Consider the following 22,578-nt stretch of genomic DNA (forward strand, 5'->3'; position numbering starts at 1 on the left):
CCGCCACCGATAGATTCCGCGGTATGGGTCCCTGCGTTCGCAGGGACGACAATTGGGGTTCGGCGCGGCCGGCGTGTTAAACCAACAGATTGCTCAGGTCGCGCCACTCGGGATTTTCCCGCTCGATCAGTTCGATCTTCCAGTCGCGTTTCCAGCGCTTGAGTTGCTTTTCACGGGCAATCGCCTCCTCTGCCCGCTCATAGGCCTCGGTGTAGACAAGCCGGTGCACGCCGTAACGCTTGACGAACTGCGAGCCTTTGCCAGTTCGATGCTCTTCCAGCCGTTTCTGGAGTGAGTTGGTAATGCCGATATAGAGCGTTCCGTGGTGGCGGCTGGCGAGGATGTAGACGTAGTACATGCTCGGACCACCTGTCTTAACTAGATCGGCCGGTGGTTATGGGTCCCTGCGTTCGCAGGGACGACACCTGCCCGTGAGTGACCAGCTCGGAACATCACACCATCCCTTCCGCCACGACCATGTAGTTCACGTCCATATCCGACGAGAGGGTCCATTTGTCGGCGAAGGGTGAGTAGACGACGCCGGTCTGCTCGGTGATGACGAGACGGTTGTCCAGAAGATATTTGGTCAGCTCGTCGGGGGTGACGAACTTGTTCCATTCATGGGTGCCGCGCGGCAGCCAGCGCAGGACGTATTCGGCGCCGACGATGGCGAGCGCAAAGCTCTTCCAGTTCCGGTTCAGCGTCGAGACCACCATCAGCCCGTTCGGCTTCAGCAGCGCCGCGCAGCGCTTGAGGAAAACGCCAACATCGACGACGTGCTCGACCACTTCCATCGCCAGCACGATGTCGAAGCGCTCGCGCGGGTCGATCTCCTCGACCGTGGTGCAGCGGTAATCGATCGACAGATGGCTCTTGTCGGCATGCAGCTTCGCGGCGGCGATGTTGCTGACCGAGGGATCGACGCCGATGACCTGGGCACCGAGGCGCGACAGCGGCTCGCACAACAGGCCGGCGCCGCAGCCGATGTCGAGCACGCGCAGGCCGCCGAGGCAGTTGAGGCTGCGCACGTTGCGCTCGAACTTGCGGCAGGCGGCGTCGCGGATATAGCCGAGCCGCAGCGGGTTGATCCGGTGCAGCGGGGCCATCTTGCCGTTGGGGTCCCACCACTCGGCCGAAAGTTTCGAGAATTTCGCGATCTCGGCGGCGTCGACGGTCGAGCCCGGCTGGGCGGTGGCGGTTGCGGAAGTATTTTGCTGCATGCTCATGGTTAGGCGCGGTCCTACCGCGTGGTGATCGAACTACGGAAGGCGAGCGGCGTGTCGACGGTCGTGATCTTTTCGATCCCCTCGCCAACGCCGCGAATCGTCACGTCGCCGTAGTTGAGAATACGTCCAAGAATCGACTGGTCGACGTCGACACTCTCGACCTTGTCCAGCGCCATTTCAAAGGTCCGGCGCTTGATGAACCCCGTCTTGTGCACAACCCGCAAGTTGGTGACGTCGGTCTCGGTCGTGAAGCGATGGAACCAGCCCTTGATGGTCCAGTAAAGGGCGGCCAAAGCCACGACGCCGGCGGCTATGAGGCACAGCACCCTGAGGCCATCGGCCGTGGCCTGCGGCATCAGGACGAGAAAGGCGAGAGCCACGATCCAGGCCACGATGGCCGGAAAATAGAAGATCCAGTGCGCATTGGTCGAATACAGCACCCGCTCGCCCGGTTGCAGGATCTCGTCGATATAACGCGCCATGATCTCGGTTAACCCATACCCCAAGCCCGACCTTAGGTCGGACCTTACCCTGCCCCCCCGCAGGAACCCGCTTGCCCCCGGCCCCGCCGCTATGTATACGCGCGGTCGGTGTCCGCCGGCACCCGTCCGGTGCGGGTCACCATACTGATCCTTATGAGGGAATGCACGCGTCGTCATGAGCCGCCTCGTGATGAAATTCGGCGGCACGTCCGTCGCCAATATCGAACGTATCCGCAACGTCGCACGCCATGTGAAGCGTGAGGTCGACGCCGGCCACGAAGTGGCCGTGGTCGTCTCGGCGATGTCCGGCAAAACCAACGAGCTGGTGGCCTGGTGCACCGAGGCCTCGCCGATGCACGACGCGCGCGAATACGACGCCGTTGTCGCCTCCGGCGAACAGGTGACGTCGGGCCTGCTCGCCATCGTGCTTCAGGGCATGGGCATCCAGGCCCGCTCATGGCAGGGCTGGCAGATCCCGATCAAGACCAGCGACGCCCATGCCTCGGCCCGAATCGAGGACATCGACGGCAGCGAGATCATCAAGCGCTTCCGGGAGCGCAAGGAGGTCGCGGTCATCGCCGGCTTCCAAGGCATCAATCCCGAGACCAATCGCATCACCACGCTCGGCCGCGGCGGCTCCGACACCTCGGCCGTGGCGATCGCCGCCGCCGTCAAGGCCGACCGCTGCGACATCTACACCGATGTCGACGGCGTCTACACCACCGACCCGCGAATCGTGCCGAAGGCCCGCCGCCTCGACAAGATCGCGTTCGAAGACATGCTGGAACTGGCCTCCCAGGGCGCAAAAGTGCTCCAGGTCCGCTCGGTGGAACTCGGCATGGTCCACAACATGCCGATCTTCGTCCGCTCGAGCTTCGACAAGCCCGAGGATATCGACCCGCATGCCAACCAGCCGCCCGGCACGCTGATCTGCAGCGAGGAGGAGATCATGGAAAGCCACGTCGTCACCGGCATCGCCTTTTCGAAGGACGAGGCCCAGATCTCGGTACGCCAGATCGAGGACAAGCCCGGCGTGGCAGCGTCGATCTTCGGCCCGCTGGCGGATGCCAACATCAACGTCGACATGATCGTGCAGAACGTCTCCGAGGACGGCAAGACCACCGATCTCACCTTCACGGTGCCGGCGGCCGACTACACCCGCGCCAAGGACACGATCACGGCCGCCAAGGGCAAGATCGGCTATGCCCGGCTCGATACCGCCACCGACGTCGCCAAGATATCGGTAATCGGCAGCGGTATGCGCAGCCATGCCGGCGTCGCCGCCCAGGCATTCTCGGCCCTCGCCGGACGGAATATCAACATCCGGGCCATCACAACCTCCGAGATCAAATTCTCGGTTTTGATCGACACCGCCTATACCGAGCTTGCCGTGCGCACCCTACACACGCTCTACGGTCTCGATCAGGCCTAGACGAATTTTCTCTTAGCGGTCGCAGCAAACGCGAAGGTGTACACACCTTCGCGTTTGGCAGGCGTTTTGCTTGGCAAAACAAGCCTCAATTCGCTATACGGCGAACAGGGTGGGCTGCCGCAGACTGTGTCCCAGTTCAGGCGGCGCTGATTCGGTGCAAGCGCTAAATCTTGAGTAGATTTGTGTTTGTGCCTGCGCCGGACGAACAATTTGGTTGTTTTTCTGGAATTTTGGGCCAGCCGCCGGCCGATACCGCCGGGCCAGGCAGACGGAGGAGATTGACGGTTCATGCGGAGCGCGTCGGGAGGTCCCCGCGTCTTGTTGAGACGGCTCCGCGAAACCATGGCGGAGCAGGTCTCGGCCCAGGAGCGGCTGGACAAGATCGTGGTGCTGATCGCCGCCAATATGGTGGCCGAGGTGTGCTCGGTCTATGTGCTGCGCATCGACAACACGCTCGAGCTCTACGCCACCGAAGGTCTCAACCGCGAGGCGGTGCACCACACCGTGCTGAGCGCCCATGAGGGCCTGGTCGGCCTCGTCGCCAGCGAGGCGACTCCGCTCAACCTCAGCGACGCGCAAAGCCACCCGGCCTTCTCGTTCCGCCCGGAGACCGGCGAAGAAATCTACCACTCCTTCCTCGGCGTGCCGATCCTGCGCGCCGGCAACACGCTCGGCGTGCTGGTGGTGCAGAACCGCGCCAAGCGCAATTATGTCGAGGAGGAGCTCGAGGCGCTCCAGACCACCGCGATGGTGCTGGCGGAGCTGATCGCCTCCGGCGAATTGTCTGCGCTGGCCCAGCCGGGCCAGGAGCCGGCCGCGCGCCATTCGGCGCAGAAGGTCGGCGCCATCCTCTCGGAGGGCATTGCGCTCGGCCATGTCGTGCTGCACGAGCCGCGCGTCGTCATCAAGGACTACATCGCCGAGGATCTGCCGAAGGAGATCAAGCGGCTCGACACCGCGCTCGCCAAGCTGCGCGCCGATCTCGACCGCATGCTGGAGCGTGGCGACGTTGCCGAGGGCGGCGAGCACCGCGAGGTGCTGGAAGCCTATCGCATGTTCGCCAACGACCAGGGCTGGTCGCACAAGCTGCATGAGGCGGTCGCCACCGGCCTCACGGCGGAAGCCGCCGTCGAACGCGTGCAGTCCGACACCCGCGCGCGCATGCTGCGCTCGACCGATCCCTATTTGCGCGACCGGCTGCACGATCTCGAGGATCTCGGCTACCGCCTGATGCGGCAGCTGGTCGGCCAGGACCACGCGCCGTCGCGCGAGCAATTGCCCGACAATGCCATCGTCATCGCGCGCGCAATGGGCCCGGCGGCGCTGCTCGACTACGACCGCAAGCGCCTGCGCGGCATCGTGCTGGAGGAAGGCACCGCCAACTCCCACGTCTCTATCGTCGCCCGCGCGCTCGGCATCCCCGCGGTCGGCGAAGTCCCGAACGCGCCCGGCATCGCCGATCCCGGCGACGCCATCATCGTCGACGGCACCTCGGGCTCGATCTATGTGCGCCCGTCGCAGGAGGTCGAAGCGGCCTTCGCCGAACGCGTGCGCTTCCGCGCCCGCCGCCAGGCGCAATACCTTGCGCTGCGCGACCGTCCCTGCGTCACCAAGGACGGGCAGAAGGTCGAGCTGATGATCAACGCAGGTCTTGCGATCGACCTGCCGCATATCGAGGACACCGGCAGCGCCGGCATCGGCCTGTTCCGCACCGAGCTGCAATTCATGGTCGGACAGAGCCTGCCGCGCACCAGCGACCAGCTCGCGCTCTATCGCACGGTGCTGGATGCCGCGGGCACCAAGCCCGTCACTTTCCGCACCCTCGACATCGGCGGCGACAAGGCACTGCCCTATATGGAAGCGGTGATCGAGGAGAATCCCGCACTCGGGTGGCGCGCGATCCGGCTCGGCCTCGATCGCCCCGGTCTGCTGCGCGGCCAGATCCGCGCGCTGCTGCGCGCCGGTGGCGGCCGCGCGCTGCGGATCATGTTCCCGATGATCTCGGAGGTCGCCGAATTCGACTCCGCGAAGGCGCTGGTCGAGCGCGAGCTGACCTATCTGCGCCAGCACGGCCACACCCTGCCGGAGCGGATCGACATCGGCACCATGGTCGAGGTGCCCGCCCTGCTCTACCAACTCGACGAGCTCCTGAAGAAGGTCGACTTCATCTCGGTCGGGTCCAACGATCTGTTCCAGTTCCTGTTCGCGGTCGACCGCGGCAATGCCAAGGTTTCCGAGCGCTTCGACACCATGTCGGCGCCGATCCTGCGCGTGCTGCGCGAGATCGCGCGGAAGTCGAACGATGCGAAGAAGTCGTTATCGCTGTGCGGCGAGATGGCCTCCAAGCCGATCGGCGCGCTGGCGCTGATCGCGATGGGCTATCGTTCGCTGTCGCTCTCGGCGACGGCCCTCGGCCCGGTCAAGGCGATGGTCATCGATCTCGACGCGAAGAAGGCCGAAGCGATGCTCGGCCCGCTGCTGGACGCGCCCTCCGGCAGCGTCTCGATCCGGCAGAAGCTGACGGAATTTGCCCAGGCCGAAGGCCTGGCGTTGTAGCGGGCCTGTCGCCCCCTCCCGCCGCCTCGCCCTCTTCCGCCATTTGAGACTGAACCGATGTCGTCACTCCCCGAAGCCAAACTGGACGTCCTGCTCGCGCATCACGCCTCGCTCGAGGCCGAATCGCTCGGCCAGCTCGCCTCCGAACGCTATGTGCAGATCACCCGCGAGCTCGCCGAGCTCGCCCCGCTGATCGAGGCGGTGAAGGCCTATCGCTCGGCCGTGAAAGAGCTCGCCGACACCGAGGCGCTGATCGCCGATCCCGCGACGGATGCCGAGATGCGCGGCATGGCTGAAGCCGAGCGCAACGAGCTGACGCCTAAGATCGAAGAGCTGGTCCAGAAGATTCGCGTCGCGCTGCTGCCCAAGGACGCCATGGACGACCGCAACGTGGTGCTGGAAATCCGCGCCGGCACCGGCGGCGACGAGGCCTCGCTGTTCGCCGGCGATCTGTTCCGGATGTACGAGCGGTTCGCCAGCTTGCAGGGCTGGAAGGTCGAGGTGATCTCGGCCAGCGAAGGCACGGTCGGCGGCTACAAGGAAATCATCGCGGAGGTCCAGGGCCGCGGCGCGTTCTCGAAACTGAAATTCGAATCCGGCGTGCATCGCGTGCAGCGCGTGCCCGACACCGAGACGCAGGGACGCATCCACACCTCCGCGGCGACGGTCGCCGTGCTGCCGGAGGTCGAGGAGGTCGACGTCGATATCAAGAACGACGATCTGCGGATCGAGACCATGCGGGCGCAGGGCGCCGGCGGCCAGCACGTCAACAAGACCGAATCGGCGATCCGTATCACCCACATCCCGACCGGTATCGTGGTGATGATGCAGGACAGCCGCTCGCAGCACAAGAACCGCGCCTCCGCCATGAACATCCTGCGTTCGCGCATCTACGATGCCGAGCGCCAGCGCGTCGACGCCGCGCGCTCGGCCGAGCGCAAGGAGAAGGTCGGCTCCGGCGACCGCAGCGAGCGCATCCGCACCTATAATTTCCCGCAAGGCCGCGTCACCGACCACCGCATCAACCTGACGCTCTACAAGCTGCCGCAGGTGATCGCCGGCGAAGCGCTCGGCGAATTGACCGACGCGCTGACCACCGAGCATCAAGCCGCACAGCTCGCCGCGCAAGGCGCAGCCGCGTGAACCGCGCCTCAGCGCGCTTTGGCCCGGAACGATCGCAGGATCTTGGCCAGAGCGGGTGCGGCGGCACTCAGCTCGTCCAGGTGAATGCGCGAGAGCGATCGCAGCTTCTGCTCGCCCTTTGCCGTCAGCCTGACGAGGACGCGTCTTGCGTCCTGCGGATCGCCTTCCCGGCCGATCAGCTTCAGCTTCGCCATGCGATCCACCAGCTCCACCGCGGTATGGTGCCGGATCAGGAGGAAGCGCGCGATGTCGCCGACGCTTGCGCCGTCGGGGGCGGCCAGCCCCTTGATCGCCAGCAGCGCCTGATGCTGCTGCGGCGTCAACCCCGCACTCTGGGCCGCGGCTTCGCTGAACGCCAGGAAGGTCCGGAGCTGATAGCGGAACTGTGCGAGCGCCGCGTAGTCGGCCTCACGCATCGCGCCGCCCTTTGAGGGCGCCGCGGACGCGGGACGCGTCGTCTTCCGCTTCGATTGAGTCATTCCTGCCTGCGACGTCGAGCCCGCCGATGAAGCGGGTGGTCACCGCCGAGACTAGCAAGGAAGGACCGGCGGAACCAACCGAGCGGCGCCGCAGATGCACAAATATCGGGGCCTATTCGAAACTGGAGAGCAGGATCTTCACCAGGATGACCTGAAACGCGATCGGGATGCGAACGCTCTTTCGCCTGATCGAGCGCTGGAGCGCGCTGGCGATCTCGGCGCTCGTCAAGGCCCCGGCCGACGCATTGGCAATCAACTCCGCCCACATCTGCGAGAGCGAGCCGCCGGGCGGGATCACCGGCTTGATGGTCACGCCGCAGCCCTGCGCCCAATCCACGATCTCCCGCATCGTGTGAGGTCCGCAGTTGCGCGCGGTCGCAAGGCGCTCGGCCGTCAGCGCGAGCAGCAGCTCGCGCGACGGCAACCAATTCCCCTTCGGCGGCTGTTCGCCGGTGAGCTCCACCGCAAGCTCCTTCAGAGCATTCTGCGCGCGCACGCTCAGCTTCTGCATCGGGCCGGGGGCGCGCTTGGCCTGGACCTTGACCTGGACCTTGGCCTGGACGGAGCCGACGAGGGGTCCGCGCCGGCCGGCTGAACGGCTGCGCGGCTCGGACACGCGGGAGGCATCGCCCGACTGCGGCGCCGCGCGCTGGTCGCTGCCCTCCCCCGCGGGCCACGCGGCCTCCGGCCGCTCCGCCTCCTGCGGCCAGGATCGTCGCTTCCGGGCACCCGCCACTGTCGTCTGCCGCGCCATTTCTCTCGCCGAACCCGCCAGCCTCGTACTCACAAAGACTAATATATATCGTGATCCGATATGTTTTCACGTGATAATTTTCGTCGTTCGACCAAAGACGAAATTGACAGGAGGGCTTCACAAGCAATGCTTAGGACCAAGAGCTACACGCGGATGTGACGTGCCCGACGCGGCAGGCCAGCGAGGTCGGCTGGCCGGACAGGTCGTGCTTGCGCCTGCAAACAAGAACGATGTTCGGAGGAAACGACCATGACTGACGATCTCATCCGCCGCGGCCTCTCGCGCCGTGGCCTGCTCCAGACCACCGCCGGCCTCATCGGCGGCTCGATGCTGCCCGCGATGCCGGCCTTTGCCGAGGACAAGCCGGCGATCGGCTCGTATCCCGCCGGCGTTTCGGGTTCCACCGCCTTCATCGGAATCTCGGTCCCGCGCACCGGCACCTACGCCGTGCAGGGCGAGGACGAACTCAAGGGCTACCAGCTCGCGATCGAGCACATCAACAGCGGCCACGACCTGATCAAGAAGATCTCGCCGAAGACCAGCAAGGGCGTGCTCGGCAAGGAGCTGAAGTTCGGCGTCGCGGATTCCGCGGCCAAGCCGAACGAGGCGGTGCAGGCGCAGCAACGCTTCATCAGCGAGAACAAGGCGATCATGATCACCGGCGGCACGTCGAGCGCCGTTGCGGTCGCGCTCAACAAGCTCGCGCAGCGCGAACACGTGCTGTTCGTGTGCGGCATTTCCGGCTCGAACGACACCACCGGCAAGGACTGCGTTCGCTACGGCTTCCGCCAGAATTTCTTCGGCCAGACCGCCGCCGCGGCGATCGGCCCGGTGATGGTGAGGGAGTTCGGCAAAAACAAGAAGGCCGCCTACCTGACGCCTGATTACACCTACGGCCACACCGTCACCAAGTCGATGCAAGACTTCCTCGCGACCGCGGGCTGGACGACGGTGACCAACCAGGTCGCACCGCTCGGCGCGCCCGACTACTCCTCGTATCTGCTGAACGTCGCGAACTCCGGCGCCGACGTGCTCATCAACGTCAACTGGGGTCACGACGCGGTGCTGTCGACCCAGCAGGCCAAGCAGTTCGGCGTGCTCGACAAGATGAAGCTGGTCGTTCCCTACCAGGTGCCCTTCATCGCGCGCGAGACCGGCGGCCTGATGCAGGGCGTCTACGCCGCCACCGACTATTGGTGGACGATCGAGGACAAGTTCCCGCTCGCCAAGATGTTCAACGAGGCCTTCGAGAAGAAGTACGGCTACAAGCCCGAATGGGGCGCCGAGAACGCCTATGTCAGCTTCGCGCACTGGGCCCACATGTGCGAGCAGGCCGGCAGCTTCAATCCGCCCGACGTGATCAAGGCCTACGAGAAGGGCGAGACGATCCCTTCCCTGGTCGGCGACGTGCATTACCGCCCCGAGGATCACCAATGCGTCCGCCCGGTGATCATCGTGAAGGGCAAGCAGCAGAAGGACATGAAGAACAAGGAAGACTGGTACGACGTCGTCGAGATCGTCCCCGGTGAAGGCCTGATGCAGAAACCGGACGCGTTCGGCTGCCATCCCGGCGATTACAGCTGAGCCCGCGCTAACCCCTGTGACGCCGCGGGCTGCACTCTGGTCCTGCGGCGTCACCTTTTTCTGACGCGCACCATGGCGCGTCACAACGGCGATTGTCGCATGATCAGTTGGCCCAACCTCGTTTCGCAGCTTTTCAACGGGCTCGCGCTCGGCGCCCTGCTCGCGCTGATCAGCTCCGGCCTGACCATCATCTACGGCACGCTCGGCGTGCTCAACCTCGCGCATGGCGCGATGTTCATGATCGGCGGCTATGCCGGCTTCGTCGCCTACCAGTACACGGAATCCTTCATCATCGCCGTCATCGCGGGCTCGCTGTTCGTGATGCTGCTCGGCGTCGCGATGGAACGCGTCATCATCCGCCATTTCTATCATCGCCCGCACGAGGATCAGCTGCTCGTGACCTTCGGGCTCGGCATCTGTTTCGTCGAGCTCGTGCGCCTGATCTTCTCGAGCCAGTCGCAGCTGGTTCCGCCGCCGGCCCTGTTCCAGGGCATCACCAATCTCGGCTTCATGTTCTATCCGACCTACCGCCTCGCCGTCGTCGGCATCGTCGCGGTCGCCCTCGGCGCACTGTTCATCGTCCTCTACCGGACCCGGCTCGGCATGATCGTGCGCGCCGGGATCGAGGATTCGGTGATGGTCGATTCGCTCGGCATCAACGTCTACCGCGTCTTCATGGTCGTGTTCGGCATCGGCGCGATGGCCGCCGGATTTGCCGGCATCGTCAACGCGCCGGTGGTGTCGCTGACACCGGGCATCGGCGACGACATCCTGGTCCAGACCTTCGTGGTGGTGGTGATCGGCGGCGTCGGCTCGTTTCCGGGCGCGATCCTCGGCGGCCTGATCGCCGGCGAGATCATCAGCGTCACCTCCATGTTCAACCCCGGCTACGCCTATGTGATGCTGTTTGCGGCGATGACGCTCGTGCTCGTGGTGCGACCGCATGGCCTGCTCGGCGTCCAGGGCCGCGAGTAAGCGATTTCCTGATGCTCAAGCAACGCCCGTTCCTGATCGAGACCCTGACCGCGATCGGTTTGATCGCAGCCCCGTTCGTGCTGCCTCATCTCGGCTTCGCCCCGAACACCGTGAACCGGATCCTGGTCTGGGGCCTGTTCGGTCTCGGCTTCGACATCCTGTTCGGATTCACCGGCCTGCTGTCGTTCGGCCAGTCCGCCTTCTACGGTACCGGCGGCTTTGTCGCGGCCTACCTCCTGACCCGCGCGGGTTTCGGCAACGTGCTGGGCGCACTGATCATCGGCATGATCGCGGCGGCCGCGACCGGCTATCTGATCGGCCTGATCGCACTGCGCCGCACCGGCATCTATTTCGCCATGATCACGGTGGCGATCGCGGAGGTGTTCTTCTTCGTCGAGTTCAATCCGCTCTCGGATTTCACCGGCGGCGAGAACGGCCTGCCGGGCGTACCGACGCCGAGCTTCAATCTCGGCTTCACCACCATCCACTTCACCAATGGCTGGTCGCTCTATCAGTTCATCGCACTGTGCTACTTCATCGGCGTCATCATCGCGCTCAGGATCGTCCGCTCGCCTGTCGGCGCGATTCTGAGCGCGATCCGCGACAATCCGCTGCGCGCCACCGCCGTCGGCCACAACATCCACGGCTACAAGTTGACCGCCTTCGTAATCGCTGCGGCCTACGCGGGCTTCGCCGGCGGCCTGCTCGGCGTATTGCAGGCCTTCATGCCGCCCGACGCCTTCACCTTCGACACCTCGGGCCAGCTCGTGATGCAGACTGCCATCGGCGGCCGCGGCACGCTGTTCGGACCGCTGGTCGGCGCAACAGTCTGGCTGTTCCTTCAGGATTTCCTCCAGTCCGCGCTGGGCCTCGGAGCGGCCTGGAAGCTGGTGCTGGGCGTCGTGTTCGTGGTGCTGGTCTGCTTCCTGCGCGGCGGCATTGTGGGCGGCCTCGTCGATCTCTACGGCCTCGCGTCCGGCAAGCGAGCGCGGAAGGCTGCGGAGACGGAGGAGGAGGCCGAGATCGAGACGCCACAGCAAGCTCCGCCGGCGCCGATGCAGGCCAAGGAGGTCGCGCATCCCGCCTATTCCGGGCCGATCCTGAAAGCCACCGGCCTGACCAAGCGCTATGGCGGTCTCGTCGCCAACAGCGACATCGATTTCAGCGTCAATCAGGGCGAGTTGCGCGGCATCATCGGCCCCAACGGCGCCGGCAAATCGACCTTCTTCAAGATGCTGACCTGCGAGATCGCGCCGACCTCCGGCCAGATCGTGTTCGAGGGCCGCGACATCACGGGATTGAAGGTCACCGAGGTCTGCCAGACCGGCCTCACCAAGAGCTACCAGGTCAACCAGCTCTTCACGGGCCTCACGGTGCGGCAGAACCTGACGATCGCCGCACTCGCCGAGCTGCGCGGAAAATTCCGGCTCGACCTGTTCCGCAAGCTCTCGGGCGTGAAGGGCCTGACGGAGCAGGTCGAGCACACGCTCGCCCTGGTCAATTTGACCCGCCGCGCCGACACGCCGGTATCCGAGCTCGCCTATGGCGAGAAGCGCCGGCTGGAGATCGGGCTTGCGCTCGCCACCTCGCCACGCCTGCTGCTGCTCGACGAGCCGCTCGCCGGCATGAGCCCGCGCGAGCGCGTCGAGACCGTCAAGCTGCTCAAATCGATCGCGCGCGGCCGCACCATGATCATCATCGACCACGACATGGATTCGCTGTTCGAGCTGGTCGAGCGCGTGACGGTGCTCCAGGAGGGCAAGGTGCTGCTGGACGGCACACCGGAGGAAATCAGGACCAACGCCGCAGTGCAGGAAGCCTATCTCGGCGGCGTTCACGGAGAGATCGCCGCATGAGCCTGATCGAGGTCAATGGCCTGAACAGCTATTACGGCGACTCCCACATCCTGTTCGACGTCGCCATGCGCGTCGAGCGGCACGAGGTGGTGGCACTGCTCGGGCGGAACGGCGCCGGCAAGAGCACGACGCTCAAGAGCCTGATGGGCGTCGTGACGCCCCGCAGCGGCAGCGTAAAGTTCGACGGCATCGATATCGCTGGACGCAAGAGCCACAGAATCGCGCAGGCCGGCATGCAGCTCGTGCACGAGGAGCGCCGGATCTTCGGCAGCTTGTCGGTGGAGGAGAACATCGTCCTCGCCGGGATCACCGCACCGAAGCGCTGGCCGCTCGAGCGCATCTACGAGATGTTTCCGCGGCTGAAGGAGCGGCGCAACAACCGCGGCACCGAGCTCTCCGGCGGCGAACAGCAGATGCTCGCGATCGCCCGGGCGCTGGTGCGCGATCCCAAGATCGTGCTGCTGGACGAGCCGTTCGAGGGGCTCGCGCCCGTCATCGTCCACGATCTCGTCAAGGCCTGCCGCGAGCTCGCGGCCGCCGGCCAGACCATCGTGCTGGTCGAGCAGAATCTGGCAGCGACGCTGGCGCTGGCGACGCGGATCTACATCATCAACAACGGCCACATCGTGCACGAGGGGCCGGCGCAGGAGCTCAAGGCCCAGCCGGAGCTGCTGCAGCGATACCTTGGCGTCTAGGTCGAGTCCTCCTAAACTCCGGGATATCTGCTTTCGAGGGGGTAGCATGCGGCCTCGTCCCCGGAATGTCGCCTTGGGCCCAAAGCGGACACAGGGTCGCCTTTAGCCGAGGTGAGGTCTTGCCAAGCCGAACCGAACCTGAGGGAGGAGACGCTATGAGCGCGATCTGGCCGGAGATTCCCTTCGAGGCATGGAGCGAAACCTGTTCCGCGCTTCATCTGTATTGCCAGATTGTCGGCAAGTATCGGCTCGCGAGAACGCCATGGGTCAACCATTCCTGGCACGCGACCTTCTACGTGAATGCACGCGGGCTCACGACTTCGCTGATTCCAGACGCATCAGGTATCGAGATCGTCTTCGATCTCTCCCGTCACGTCCTGATCGGAGAAGCAGCTGATGGGCGCAGGGCGGAAATGCCGCTCGGGCGAATGTCCGTCGCCGAATTTCACGCCCGGTTCTGTGATTTGGTAGGACATCTCGGCGGAACACCAGAATTTGACGGTCGGCCCAGTGAGGTTCCAGATCCGATCCCGTTCACGGAGGACCGCCAGATCAGGCCCTATGACGCAGACGCCGTGACGCGGTTCTTCCGCGCCCTCGTCGCGATCAACGGAGTGTTTTATCGGTTTCGGACGGGGTTCACCGGGAAGGTCAGTCCGGTCCATCTCTTCTGGGGCAGCTTCGATCTCGCGGTGACGCGCTTCTCTGGGCGTTCCGCTCCGCTTCACCCGGGTGGCGTCCCGGGTTTGCCGGACGTCGTGACACGCGAGGCCTATAGCGATGAGGTCTCGTCCGCCGGCTTTTGGCCGGGCGGAGGTGGCACAGACTTTGCGGCTTTCTACTCCTATGCCTACCCCACCCCGAATGGCTTTGCTGACGGACAGGTCATGCCGGCGGGCGCATACTTCGATCGGAAGCTCGGCGAATATCTCCTGCCCTACGACCTTGTGCGAAAATCCAGCGAGCCAGAGGCCACGCTCATGGCGTTTCTGCAAACCACCTATCAGGCAGCAGCTGATGTCGGACGCTGGGATCGTGCCGCGCTCGAATGTCCGATTGGCTCTCCCCTTCGACCCCGCCCGCTGAACAGGAACTGATGAAGGTTCGATGAAAGATCGCTGGCTCGCAGTTTCGGTGGAGCGAAGCTGCGCCAGTCGATTTCGAGTTTGTCTCGATGATGGGTTTCGCAACAGCTCTACCCGTCCGGTCTTGCTGCAGCGCTATCTCGATCAACTGCCAAGTGCCGCAATCATCCGCTTGGCGTGATCGGCGAGCACGGCCATGTCTTCCTTGCGCGTCTGCGCCGGCAGCAGCTCGATTCCGGCCCTGACCGGCATGACGTGCATGTGCAGGTGGAAGACCACCTGCCCGCTCGCCGGTTCACTGAACTGCTGCAGGATGATACCCTCCGCGCCGAACGCCTTCATCGCCGCAATCGCGATCCGTTTGCCGGTTCGGGCGACCGCGGCGAGATCGTCATCCGCGATGTCGAGGATGCCGCGCGCCGGCGCCCGGGGGATGACCAGCGTGTGTCCGGGCGAGCGGGGCATGATGTCGAGGAAGGCGAGGCTGCGGTCGTCCCTGAAAACCTCGAAGCAGGGAATCTCGCCGCGCAGGATCTTTGCGAAGACGTTCTGATCGTCGTAAGCCGCCATGGATCCCTCCCACGCTGCGAGGTGCGATCAGACGCGCTCCTTTCCGTTGACGCAAGCAATGCCGCCGATCTATCCACGATACCAGGCAGGATGGCTCCATTGGCGACAGGTTTCGATTCCGGACACAGCATCGAGAGCGCGCGGCGCGCGCTTGCGGCGCGACTGCAATCGGCCGGCATCGAAGAGCCCGCCCTCGACGCGCGCCTGCTCGTCGGAGCCGCGCTGAGGCTTGATTTGACCGGCATCGTCACGCAGGCGGCGCGCCAGCTCACGCCCGAAGAGGCTGCGCGGCTCGAAGCCTATGCGCAGCGCCGGCTCGCGCATGAGCCGGTCGCCCGCATTCTCGGCGCGCGCGAATTCTGGGGCCTGCCGTTCCAACTGTCCGAGGCGGCGCTGGTGCCGCGGCCGGACACCGAGACCGTGGTCGAACTGGCACTGGAAATCTTTCGGGAGGCCGCGATATCGGGGCCGCGCCCGCGAATCGCGGATATCGGCACTGGATCCGGCGCGATCCTGCTCGCGTTGCTGCACGAAATTCCCGATGCCTTCGGTGTCGGAACCGATCTCAGCCTCTCCGCGCTCGACACCGCGCGGAGCAATGCCGCAGCACTGGGCCTCGCCGACCGTTCCGGCTTCGTCGCCTGCTCCTATGCGGCGGCGCTGCGCGGCCCGTTCGATCTCATCGTGTCGAATCCGCCCTATATTCCCTCAGGGGAAATTCCGAAACTGAGCCTCGACGTGCGCGAGCACGATCCGCATCTGGCGCTCGACGGCGGCAATGACGGCTATGACGCCTACCGCGCCCTGATCCCGCAGGCGGCCGAGCGGCTCGCCCCCGGCGGGGCGTTGATCGTCGAGGCGGGGCAAGGGCAGGCCCGCGATATTGAAACCTTGATGACGGCTGCCGCGTTGTCTGTGGACAGGCCGCCCAAGGCCGATTTGGCGGGCATCCCGCGGGCGGTTTCGGCCCGAAAAATGCCCCCATAAAAGCCGGATCGGGTTGCAAAAAACCTCTTGGAATATCCCTTGGGAACGACTACGTTCCGGTCAACACATCGGTGCCGGCCCCGTAGACCTACGGGCAAAAGCCGGGCTCTCGGGCGAGAGCTTTACTGATTTAAAGGTTCCAAGCCGCAGGTCCTGTTGAGCGCGATGGCCATTGGAGCTGCGCTGCTCTCCGACCGCAAAGTGAACGAAAGCCTGATATTGCGCTTGAAGACTTACGCAACAAAGCTGGGCTTGTTTCGGCAGGCGATATGAATGGGTTCGCTGGCAATGGATGCTGGCGGGTGGGGAACGCGTCTTTGTTGAACGCGACGGTCGACGGACATCGGCAGGGTTCAAGCCGCTCTTGCGCGCGGTGCGCACGAGAGATGTGAACCGCTGTCATCAGGTCACTCCGAGCAATCAGTAACGCGTGCAACCTTTAGGGCTGGAATTAAAGGCAGGACATGAGAAACGGTCAGAACAAGCAGCGGATGCGCAACCGCAATAACAATAATAATAACAACAACAACAACCGGCGCGGCCAGAACCCGATGACCCGGGTTTACGAATCGAACGGACCCGACATCAAGATCCGCGGCACGGCTTCGCACATCGCCGAAAAATATCTTCAGCTCGCGCGCGATGCGCGCTCTTCCGGCGACCCGGTCGCCGCCGAGAACTACTACCAGCACGCCGAGCATTATTTCCGCCTGATCGCGGCAGCCCAGGAACAGTTCCGCCAGAACCAGCAGCCGCGCGGCGACGAGCCCGTCAGCAACAGCAGCGACGACAGCGAGGACGACGGCGAGAATTTCTCGAATTTCGGCCAGGAGCCGGGCTTCGTCCCGCAGCCGCCGCAGCAGCAACAGCCCTTCATGCGCGACCGCGACGGCCAGCGCGATCACCAGCGTGATCATCAGCCGCGTGACGGCCAGCAGCCCTATCAGCGCGACAACCAGCAGCCCCGCGAACATCGCGAACGCGACCATCGTGCGCAGCCGCAATATCAGCCGCAGCCGCTGCCGCTGCCGCTGCCGCTGAACCAGCCGCAGCCCGTCGTTGCCGACACCGGCAGCGTCGATCGCCTGCCCTCCTTCATCACCGGCGCACAGCCGCAAGTGAATAGTGCCGCGAATGGCGGTCCTGGTGGCGTGGAAGGCGGCGGTGGCGGCGAACGCTTTCCGCGGCGGCGCCGCCGGCCGCATGGCCCGCGCCCCGAGCGCGAGGCGGCTCCGGCCGGCTCCAGCGACGAAGTCGCCTCCGGCGAGTAAGCTTTTTCCGATGTTCTGATCTGCAATCGTCCCGGCCTCGCGCCGGGACGATTTGTTTTCAAGTGCGCGTCACCGTCGAGGACGGCACCAGCACCGGCTTCAACGAGGGAATCAGCCGCGCGCGCTCGCGCTTGGCGGGGATCGCGCGATAGACCTGCTTGGTCGCCTCGACAATGTGCACGCCGGCAAAGGGCAACGACAGCGCCGCGCCCGCACGCTCCCACACCTGCGCCGATTTCAGCACCCAGCCGCCGGCATAGGGCGGCATGAACAGCGCCTCGCCCCAGGCGGTCGGCGTGAACCAGGTCTGGCGCAACAGGTCGGTGATCTGCGAGCGCGAATAGGGCCGGCCGTGACCGAACGGCGTGCTGTCGGTGCGGGTCCATACCCCGCGCCGGTTCGGGATCACCGCGATCACGCGGCCGGAGGGCGACAGCACCCGCCACACCTCGCGCAAGAGCGCGGCCGGATCATCCGACATCTCCAGCGCATGAATTAGCAGGATCCGGTCGACCGCGGCGTCAGGAAGCGGCAGCGAGAATTCATCGACCAGCGAGGCCAGCGCCGGCCGGCCCGTCGGCCATTTCAAGACGCCCTGCGCCGACGGCATGAAGGCGATGCAGCGCTCCGCGTCCTCGCGGAACAGGCCGAGATAAGGGGTGGGATAGCCGATGCCGAGCACACGCTGGCCCGCGGCGGTCGGCCAGCGCTCCCTGATGCCGCGATTGATCATTTGCCGCGCCACAATCCCGAGGCGACGGGAGTAGAACTCGCGGAGGTCGACGACATCAATGGTCATGACGGCAATGTAACATGCACGAGGCGGCTCCCGCGCCCGGAATATTGCATTGCCTGCGCAACGTTAACGCCATATTTGTCTGCGGGGCTGAGCGCGATGGAGATGACATGGCCGCCGAAATTCGTACTTTCACCTGTTTAAACGACAATTTCGGTTATCTGATCCACGATGTGGAAACCAAGGCGACGGCGTCGATCGACGCGCCGGAGGCCGGCCCCATCCTGAAGGCGCTTGAGCGCGAGGGCTGGCAGCTCACCGACATCCTGATCACCCATCATCATGGCGATCATGTCGGCGGGGTCGCAGAACTCAAGCAGAAATACAATTGCCGCGTCGTCGCGCCGCATGACAAGACGACGAAGATCGCCAACGTCGACCTGCGCGTCGCCAATGCCGACATCGTCAAGGTCGGCAGCTTGCTGGGGCGCGTGCTGGAGACGCCCGGCCACACGCTCGACCACATCTCCTACGTGTTCGACAATGAGAAGACGCTGTTCGCGGCCGACACGCTGTTCTCGATCGGCTGCGGCCGCGTGTTCGAAGGCGACTACCCGATGATGTGGGACTCGCTTCTGAAGCTGCGGGCGCTGCCTGACGACTTCAAGCTCTACTGCGGGCACGAATACACCGCGTCCAACGTCAAGTTCGCGCTCACCATCGACCCCGACAATGTGGCGCTCCAGGCACGCGCGGCGGAAGTGGCAAAGCTGCGGGCCGAGAATAGGCCAACCATTCCATCACTGCTTGGTGACGAGAAGCGAGCAAACGTGTTCCTGCGTGCTGATGAACCGTCGGTCGCAACCAGGCTACACATGAAGGGCGCGGACGCCGCCGCGGTGTTTGGCGAACTGCGCGAGCGCAAGAACAAATCCTGAAGAAGAAATCCTGACGGGGATCGATGCCGACCGCAGCCGAGATCATCGCACGCCTCGAACTCCGACCGCATCCCGAAGGCGGTCACTACCGCGAGACGTTTCGTGACCAGACCACTGATACCAACGGCCGGTCGCGCTCGACCCTCATTTATTTCCTGCTCGCGCGCGGCGAACGCTCGCACTGGCATCGCATCGACGCCGTGGAGATCTGGCACTACTACGCCGGCAGCCCGCTGACGCTGCGCATCGCGCATGAAGGCTGCTCGCAACACGAGGTGCGGCTCGGCACGGATCTTGTGAGCGGCGAACGGCCGCAGGGAATCGTGCCGGCGAATGCCTGGCAGATGGCGGAGAGCATGGGAGAGTGGACGCTGGTCGGCTGCAGCGTGGCGCCCGCATTCGAGTTCGCAAAATTCGAGCTCGCGCCGAAGGGCTGGGAGCCGTAAGGCGCACTGTCATTCCCTGGCGCCTCATGGCGGCGAACCCGAGAACGACGGTCACCGCTTCCGCAGCACCATATCCTTCGCCGCGATCAGGCCGCCGCCGGCGATCAGAATCGCGGCGAGAGCGATGTTGGCGCTGGCTTTTGCAAAACCGGCGGCGATGAGGAATCCGGTCGAGAGCAGCGGCGTCGCATAGGATGCGGCCCCGAGCACGCGGATGTCGCCGCGCTTCATGCCGATGTCCCAGGCGTAGAACGCGGCGCCGACGGGGCCGATGCCGAGAGCGGCCACGGAGAGCCATTGCAGCGTCGTCTCCGGCCACACCGTGGTTTCAAGCAGACCATGCATCAGCGCGGCAAGCGCGGCGGTGGCAAGGCAGAAGCCCGCGACCGCATCGGTCGGCACCGCTTTCAAGCGCCGCGACAGCACCGAATAGGTCGCCCAGACGAACGCTGCGATGAACGCCGCGATCAATCCCGGCAGCTGGCCCGGTGCGAAGCCGGAGGTGCTCCCGGCGAACAGCAGCACGGTGCCGACGAGGCCGAGCACGGCACCAATGATGTGATGCACCGCAAGCCGCTCGCCCGGCAGGAACGACGAGAACAGCACGATCAGGAGCGGCCACATGTAATTCAAAAGGCCGGCTTCGGCCGGCGGCGCAAAGCGCAGCGCCAGGAAATACAGTGCGTGATAGCCGAACAGGCCACCGACGCCGACGACCCATACGACCAGCGGCTGACGCAAGCTCCTCGCCGCGTCGCCGCGGCCGACCCAGGTGAGGAGGCCGACGAGACCGCCGATCGCGAACGTCATGGCGGCGAGCTGGAACGCCGGAATCTTTCCGGTCGCCACCGTCATCACGGAAAGCAGCGACCACATCAGGATCGCGGTCAATCCGATCAGTGTGGCTGTGCGCGGGGTCATCAATCGAAAGGCCCTGAGGACGATGATGCCCGGCACGAGGCCGGGCATTTCGTCTTCACTATCGCCTTGTCGCGCCTGAATCTACAGGCTTGACGCCCTATCAGGCGTGATACTGGCCGCCATTGATGGTCAGCGTCGAGCCGGTGATGAAGCCGGCCTCGTCGGCGGCGAGGAACACCACCGCGCGCGCGATCTCCTCCGGTTCGCCGAGACGATTGACCGGGATCTGCGGGATCACGTTCTTTTCCAGCACGTCCTTCGGCACCGCCTGCACCATCTCGGTGTTGATGTAGCCCGGTGCGATCGCGTTGACGGTGATGCCGCCCTTGGCGTTCTCGATCGCGAGCGCCTTGGTGAAGCCGATGTCGCCGGCCTTTGCTGCGGAATAGTTGACCTGGCCGAATTGCCCCTTCTGGCCGTTGATCGACGAGATCGAGATGACGCGGCCGAACTTGCGCGCGCGCATGCCCTCGATGACCTGGCGCGTCATGTTGAACAGCGAGCCGAGATTGGTGTTGATCACGGCGTTCCACTGCTCGAGCGTCATCTTGTGGAAGGCGGTGTCCCGGGTGATGCCGGCATTGTTGACGAGCACGTCGACGGGGCCGAGCTCGGCCTCGACCTTCTTCACCCCTTCGGCGCAAGCATCGAAATTGCTGACGTCCCATTTGTAGACGGCGATGCCGGTCTCGGCCTTGAACTTCTCCGCCGCCACATCGTTGCCGGCATAGCTTGCCGCGACCTTGTAGCCGGCCGCCTTCAGCGCCTTGCTGATCGCAGCTCCGATGCCCCGCGTACCACCCGTCACCAGTGCAACACGTGCCATATCGTATTCCTTCCCTTGGACTCTGCGGACGTTTCTGAGTTATCGTTTTAGATGCGGATTATGCGGTTGGTTTGACGGACATCAAGAACAAAACGCCCGGCATCGAGCCGGGCGTTTGTATTTAGTCGAGGCTGGCGCTGTTGCGAAGAATATTTGATTTGCAACCGCCGCCTTTTTAGTCGCGTGCGATGCACTCATCTATGTGTGCAGCGCACGCGCAAGTGACACGTAAGTTAGATGTCAGCTTCAGTCGCGCGCCAGGCACATCGCGATACCCATGCCGCCGCCGATGCACAGCGTGGCGAGGCCCTTCTTCGAATCGCGCTTCTGCATTTCGTGCAGCAGCGTCACCAGCACGCGTGCGCCGGAAGCGCCGACCGGATGGCCGATCGCGATCGCACCGCCGTTGACGTTGACCTTCGAGGTGTCCCAGCCGAGATCCTTGTTGACGGCGCAGGCCTGCGCCGCGAAGGCCTCGTTGGCCTCGATCAGGTCGAGATCGCCGACGCTCCAGCCGGCCTTCTTCAGCGCGGCGCGCGAGGCCGGGATCGGGCCCGAGCCCATGATCTTCGGATCGACGCCGGCTTGCGCCCAGGACACGATGCGCGCAAGCGGCTTCTTGCCTTCCTTGGCGGCCTGCTTCGCCGTCATCAGCACAACGGCAGCGGCGCCGTCGTTGATGCCGGAGGCCGAACCCGCGGTGACCGTGCCTTCCTTCTCGAAGGCGGGCTTGAGCTTCGCCATCCCGTCGAGCGTTGCGCCATGACGCGGATATTCGTCGGCGCTGACGACGATGTCGCCCTTGCGGGTCTTGATGGTGACGGGAACGATCTCGTCGTTGAACTTGCCGGCCTTCTGCGCCGCCTCGGCCTTCTGCTGCGAGTGGACCGCGAACTCGTCCTGCTGGGCTCGGGTAATCTGCCACTGGCGCGCGACGTTCTCGGCCGTGTTCCCCATGTGATAGCCGTTGAAGGCATCCCACAGGCCGTCCTTGATCATGGTGTCGACGAACTCGACCGGGCCCATCTTGACGCCGCCGCGCAGATACTGGGCGTGCGGAGCCATGCTCATGGATTCCTGGCCGCCGGCGACCACGATCTCGGAATCGCCGTTGAGCAGCGCCTGGTAGCCCAACGCGACGGTGCGCAGGCCCGAGCCGCAAAGCTGGTTGACGCCCCAGGCCGGGCTCTCCACCGGGATGCCGGCGGCAATCGAGGCCTGGCGGGCCGGGTTCTGGCCCTGAGCCGCGGTCAGGATCTGCCCCATGATGACTTCGGAGACCCGGCCGGGCTCGATGCCACCACGCTCCAGCGCGGCCTTGATGGCGATGGCGCCGAGGTCATGGGCGGGAAGGGTCGCGAACGCTCCGTTGAAGCTTCCGACCGGGGTGCGGGCGGCGCTGACGATGACGACATCGTCTGACATGGGCATCTCCTGGTGTTGAAAGGGGGCAGGCGGGGCTGGGGAAACGGCTCGCCAGTCTCGAATGGCATCCTGTTAACGTCGTTGAGGCATGTCAATCGGCCGGCGACCGAATTCATGCCGCAACGCATTCAAAATAGCGTTCTTGGCGCTTTCGCAAGCACGTTTTTGCTGCCCGATTAACCGTGGCGCAC

General features: G+C 64.8%; 22 protein-coding genes. 12 read left to right on the forward strand and 10 right to left on the reverse strand.

Going from position 1 to position 22,578, the window contains the following annotated elements:
• Positions 1 to 76 precede the first annotated feature (76 nt).
• The 3 genes from J4G43_RS50245 to J4G43_RS50255 form a co-directional block, all read right to left on the reverse strand.
• On the reverse strand, positions 77 to 358 hold the full coding sequence (locus J4G43_RS50245; RefSeq protein WP_208083496.1) for a GIY-YIG nuclease family protein: 282 nt from the start codon (positions 356 to 358) through the stop codon (positions 77 to 79).
• A 94-nt stretch (positions 359 to 452) separates the two neighbouring features.
• Entirely contained in the window at positions 453 to 1,226 is a 774-nt protein-coding gene (ubiG, locus tag J4G43_RS50250) for a bifunctional 2-polyprenyl-6-hydroxyphenol methylase/3-demethylubiquinol 3-O-methyltransferase UbiG (RefSeq protein ID WP_071908492.1), read from the reverse strand.
• A 14-nt stretch (positions 1,227 to 1,240) separates the two neighbouring features.
• Positions 1,241 to 1,708 carry a PH domain-containing protein gene (locus J4G43_RS50255; RefSeq protein WP_071908493.1) on the reverse strand — a complete coding sequence of 156 codons (468 nt, stop codon included), beginning with the start codon at positions 1,706 to 1,708 and terminating at the stop codon, positions 1,241 to 1,243.
• A gap of 175 nt (positions 1,709 to 1,883) precedes the next feature.
• Between J4G43_RS50255 and J4G43_RS50260 the strand changes: the two genes are divergently transcribed.
• From J4G43_RS50260 to prfA, 3 genes are all read left to right on the forward strand, one after another.
• The gene (locus tag J4G43_RS50260) at positions 1,884 to 3,140 is read left to right on the forward strand and encodes an aspartate kinase (protein ID WP_063980571.1); all 1,257 of its coding nucleotides are present in this window, start codon (positions 1,884 to 1,886) and stop codon (positions 3,138 to 3,140) included.
• A gap of 288 nt (positions 3,141 to 3,428) precedes the next feature.
• Positions 3,429 to 5,696 carry a phosphoenolpyruvate--protein phosphotransferase gene (ptsP, locus tag J4G43_RS50265; RefSeq protein ID WP_208083497.1) on the forward strand — a complete coding sequence of 756 codons (2,268 nt, stop codon included), beginning with the start codon at positions 3,429 to 3,431 and terminating at the stop codon, positions 5,694 to 5,696.
• Between the two features lie 57 nt (positions 5,697 to 5,753).
• Positions 5,754 to 6,839: a peptide chain release factor 1 gene (gene prfA / locus J4G43_RS50270; protein WP_208083498.1), complete on the forward strand. Its 1,086-nt coding sequence runs from the start codon at positions 5,754 to 5,756 to the stop codon at positions 6,837 to 6,839.
• A gap of 8 nt (positions 6,840 to 6,847) precedes the next feature.
• Here the strand turns inward: prfA and J4G43_RS50275 are convergent, their stop codons facing one another.
• Both J4G43_RS50275 and J4G43_RS50280 read right to left on the reverse strand, forming a co-directional pair.
• The gene (locus tag J4G43_RS50275) at positions 6,848 to 7,318 is read right to left on the reverse strand and encodes a MarR family winged helix-turn-helix transcriptional regulator (RefSeq protein ID WP_208083499.1); all 471 of its coding nucleotides are present in this window, start codon (positions 7,316 to 7,318) and stop codon (positions 6,848 to 6,850) included.
• A gap of 112 nt (positions 7,319 to 7,430) precedes the next feature.
• The gene (locus J4G43_RS50280; RefSeq protein ID WP_208083500.1) at positions 7,431 to 8,072 is read right to left on the reverse strand and encodes a DNA-directed RNA polymerase subunit alpha C-terminal domain-containing protein; all 642 of its coding nucleotides are present in this window, start codon (positions 8,070 to 8,072) and stop codon (positions 7,431 to 7,433) included.
• 249 nt (positions 8,073 to 8,321) lie between these two features.
• Between J4G43_RS50280 and J4G43_RS50285 the strand changes: the two genes are divergently transcribed.
• From J4G43_RS50285 to J4G43_RS50305, 5 genes are all read left to right on the forward strand, one after another.
• Positions 8,322 to 9,656 (forward strand): substrate-binding protein, encoded by a 1,335-nt coding sequence (locus J4G43_RS50285; RefSeq protein WP_208083501.1) that lies wholly within the window; start codon positions 8,322 to 8,324, stop codon positions 9,654 to 9,656.
• A 99-nt stretch (positions 9,657 to 9,755) separates the two neighbouring features.
• The gene (locus J4G43_RS50290) at positions 9,756 to 10,631 is read left to right on the forward strand and encodes a branched-chain amino acid ABC transporter permease (RefSeq protein WP_014490434.1); all 876 of its coding nucleotides are present in this window, start codon (positions 9,756 to 9,758) and stop codon (positions 10,629 to 10,631) included.
• Between the two features lie 11 nt (positions 10,632 to 10,642).
• Positions 10,643 to 12,487, forward strand: a complete 1,845-nt coding sequence (locus tag J4G43_RS50295; protein WP_208083502.1) for a branched-chain amino acid ABC transporter ATP-binding protein/permease — start codon at positions 10,643 to 10,645, stop codon at positions 12,485 to 12,487.
• A complete protein-coding gene (locus J4G43_RS50300) occupies positions 12,484 to 13,182 on the forward strand; it encodes an ABC transporter ATP-binding protein (RefSeq protein ID WP_028149500.1) in 699 nt (232 codons plus the stop codon). The genes J4G43_RS50295 and J4G43_RS50300 overlap by 4 nt, the downstream gene beginning before the upstream one ends.
• 155 nt (positions 13,183 to 13,337) lie before the next feature.
• Positions 13,338 to 14,279 carry a DUF5996 family protein gene (locus J4G43_RS50305; protein WP_208083503.1) on the forward strand — a complete coding sequence of 314 codons (942 nt, stop codon included), beginning with the start codon at positions 13,338 to 13,340 and terminating at the stop codon, positions 14,277 to 14,279.
• A gap of 132 nt (positions 14,280 to 14,411) precedes the next feature.
• Here J4G43_RS50305 and J4G43_RS50310 read toward each other — a convergent pair whose 3' ends face one another.
• Positions 14,412 to 14,837, reverse strand: coding sequence for an HIT family protein (locus tag J4G43_RS50310; protein WP_208083504.1), 426 nt, complete (start codon positions 14,835 to 14,837; stop codon positions 14,412 to 14,414).
• A gap of 90 nt (positions 14,838 to 14,927) precedes the next feature.
• Between J4G43_RS50310 and prmC the strand changes: the two genes are divergently transcribed.
• Positions 14,928 to 15,824 carry a peptide chain release factor N(5)-glutamine methyltransferase gene (prmC, locus tag J4G43_RS50315; RefSeq protein WP_208083505.1) on the forward strand — a complete coding sequence of 299 codons (897 nt, stop codon included), beginning with the start codon at positions 14,928 to 14,930 and terminating at the stop codon, positions 15,822 to 15,824.
• 464 nt (positions 15,825 to 16,288) lie between these two features.
• The gene (locus tag J4G43_RS50320; RefSeq protein ID WP_208083506.1) at positions 16,289 to 17,095 is read left to right on the forward strand and encodes a DUF4167 domain-containing protein; all 807 of its coding nucleotides are present in this window, start codon (positions 16,289 to 16,291) and stop codon (positions 17,093 to 17,095) included.
• Positions 17,096 to 17,153: 58 nt separating this feature from the next.
• Here the strand turns inward: J4G43_RS50320 and J4G43_RS50325 are convergent, their stop codons facing one another.
• Positions 17,154 to 17,894, reverse strand: coding sequence for a class I SAM-dependent methyltransferase (locus J4G43_RS50325; RefSeq protein WP_014490441.1), 741 nt, complete (start codon positions 17,892 to 17,894; stop codon positions 17,154 to 17,156).
• A gap of 107 nt (positions 17,895 to 18,001) precedes the next feature.
• Here J4G43_RS50325 and gloB point away from each other — a divergent pair, with 107 nt between their 5' ends.
• Both gloB and J4G43_RS50335 read left to right on the forward strand, forming a co-directional pair.
• The gene (gene gloB / locus J4G43_RS50330) at positions 18,002 to 18,769 is read left to right on the forward strand and encodes a hydroxyacylglutathione hydrolase (protein WP_166060678.1); all 768 of its coding nucleotides are present in this window, start codon (positions 18,002 to 18,004) and stop codon (positions 18,767 to 18,769) included.
• Positions 18,770 to 18,792: 23 nt separating this feature from the next.
• Positions 18,793 to 19,215 (forward strand): cupin domain-containing protein, encoded by a 423-nt coding sequence (locus J4G43_RS50335; RefSeq protein WP_208083507.1) that lies wholly within the window; start codon positions 18,793 to 18,795, stop codon positions 19,213 to 19,215.
• Positions 19,216 to 19,266: 51 nt separating this feature from the next.
• Here the strand turns inward: J4G43_RS50335 and yddG are convergent, their stop codons facing one another.
• The 3 genes from yddG to J4G43_RS50350 all read right to left on the reverse strand — a co-directional run bounded on the left by yddG (position 19,267) and on the right by J4G43_RS50350 (position 22,387).
• Entirely contained in the window at positions 19,267 to 20,136 is an 870-nt protein-coding gene (yddG, locus tag J4G43_RS50340) for an aromatic amino acid exporter YddG (protein ID WP_208089208.1), read from the reverse strand.
• Between the two features lie 100 nt (positions 20,137 to 20,236).
• Positions 20,237 to 20,962: an acetoacetyl-CoA reductase gene (phbB, locus tag J4G43_RS50345; protein ID WP_085403614.1), complete on the reverse strand. Its 726-nt coding sequence runs from the start codon at positions 20,960 to 20,962 to the stop codon at positions 20,237 to 20,239.
• A 246-nt stretch (positions 20,963 to 21,208) separates the two neighbouring features.
• Positions 21,209 to 22,387 (reverse strand): acetyl-CoA C-acetyltransferase, encoded by a 1,179-nt coding sequence (locus J4G43_RS50350; protein ID WP_166346296.1) that lies wholly within the window; start codon positions 22,385 to 22,387, stop codon positions 21,209 to 21,211.
• Positions 22,388 to 22,578 lie beyond the last annotated feature (191 nt).

Source organism: Bradyrhizobium barranii subsp. barranii, from assembly GCF_017565645.3.
GTDB lineage: Bacteria > Pseudomonadota > Alphaproteobacteria > Rhizobiales > Xanthobacteraceae > Bradyrhizobium > Bradyrhizobium barranii.

Excerpts from the sequence above, each read along its gene's own strand:
- prfA (WP_208083498.1), top strand. The coding sequence starts at position 5,754 with ATGTCGTCACTCCCCGAAGCCAAACTGGACGTCCTGCTCGCGCATCAC.
- ptsP (WP_208083497.1), top strand. The coding sequence starts at position 3,429 with ATGCGGAGCGCGTCGGGAGGTCCCCGCGTCTTGTTGAGACGGCTCCGC.
- J4G43_RS50245 (WP_208083496.1), bottom strand. The coding sequence starts at position 358 with ATGTACTACGTCTACATCCTCGCCAGCCGCCACCACGGAACGCTCTAT.
- ubiG (WP_071908492.1), bottom strand. The coding sequence starts at position 1,226 with ATGAGCATGCAGCAAAATACTTCCGCAACCGCCACCGCCCAGCCGGGC.
- J4G43_RS50305 (WP_208083503.1), top strand. The coding sequence starts at position 13,338 with ATGAGCGCGATCTGGCCGGAGATTCCCTTCGAGGCATGGAGCGAAACC.
- phbB (WP_085403614.1), bottom strand. The coding sequence starts at position 20,962 with ATGGCACGTGTTGCACTGGTGACGGGTGGTACGCGGGGCATCGGAGCT.
- J4G43_RS50275 (WP_208083499.1), bottom strand. The coding sequence starts at position 7,318 with ATGACTCAATCGAAGCGGAAGACGACGCGTCCCGCGTCCGCGGCGCCC.
- J4G43_RS50290 (WP_014490434.1), top strand. The coding sequence starts at position 9,756 with ATGATCAGTTGGCCCAACCTCGTTTCGCAGCTTTTCAACGGGCTCGCG.
- J4G43_RS50300 (WP_028149500.1), top strand. The coding sequence starts at position 12,484 with ATGAGCCTGATCGAGGTCAATGGCCTGAACAGCTATTACGGCGACTCC.
- prmC (WP_208083505.1), top strand. The coding sequence starts at position 14,928 with ATGGCTCCATTGGCGACAGGTTTCGATTCCGGACACAGCATCGAGAGC.
- J4G43_RS50335 (WP_208083507.1), top strand. The coding sequence starts at position 18,793 with ATGCCGACCGCAGCCGAGATCATCGCACGCCTCGAACTCCGACCGCAT.
- J4G43_RS50295 (WP_208083502.1), top strand. The coding sequence starts at position 10,643 with ATGCTCAAGCAACGCCCGTTCCTGATCGAGACCCTGACCGCGATCGGT.
- J4G43_RS50310 (WP_208083504.1), bottom strand. The coding sequence starts at position 14,837 with ATGGCGGCTTACGACGATCAGAACGTCTTCGCAAAGATCCTGCGCGGC.
- J4G43_RS50260 (WP_063980571.1), top strand. The coding sequence starts at position 1,884 with ATGAGCCGCCTCGTGATGAAATTCGGCGGCACGTCCGTCGCCAATATC.
- J4G43_RS50280 (WP_208083500.1), bottom strand. The coding sequence starts at position 8,072 with ATGGCGCGGCAGACGACAGTGGCGGGTGCCCGGAAGCGACGATCCTGG.
- yddG (WP_208089208.1), bottom strand. The coding sequence starts at position 20,136 with ATGACCCCGCGCACAGCCACACTGATCGGATTGACCGCGATCCTGATG.
- J4G43_RS50325 (WP_014490441.1), bottom strand. The coding sequence starts at position 17,894 with ATGACCATTGATGTCGTCGACCTCCGCGAGTTCTACTCCCGTCGCCTC.
- J4G43_RS50320 (WP_208083506.1), top strand. The coding sequence starts at position 16,289 with ATGAGAAACGGTCAGAACAAGCAGCGGATGCGCAACCGCAATAACAAT.
- J4G43_RS50255 (WP_071908493.1), bottom strand. The coding sequence starts at position 1,708 with ATGGCGCGTTATATCGACGAGATCCTGCAACCGGGCGAGCGGGTGCTG.
- gloB (WP_166060678.1), top strand. The coding sequence starts at position 18,002 with ATGGCCGCCGAAATTCGTACTTTCACCTGTTTAAACGACAATTTCGGT.
- J4G43_RS50285 (WP_208083501.1), top strand. The coding sequence starts at position 8,322 with ATGACTGACGATCTCATCCGCCGCGGCCTCTCGCGCCGTGGCCTGCTC.
- J4G43_RS50350 (WP_166346296.1), bottom strand. The coding sequence starts at position 22,387 with ATGTCAGACGATGTCGTCATCGTCAGCGCCGCCCGCACCCCGGTCGGA.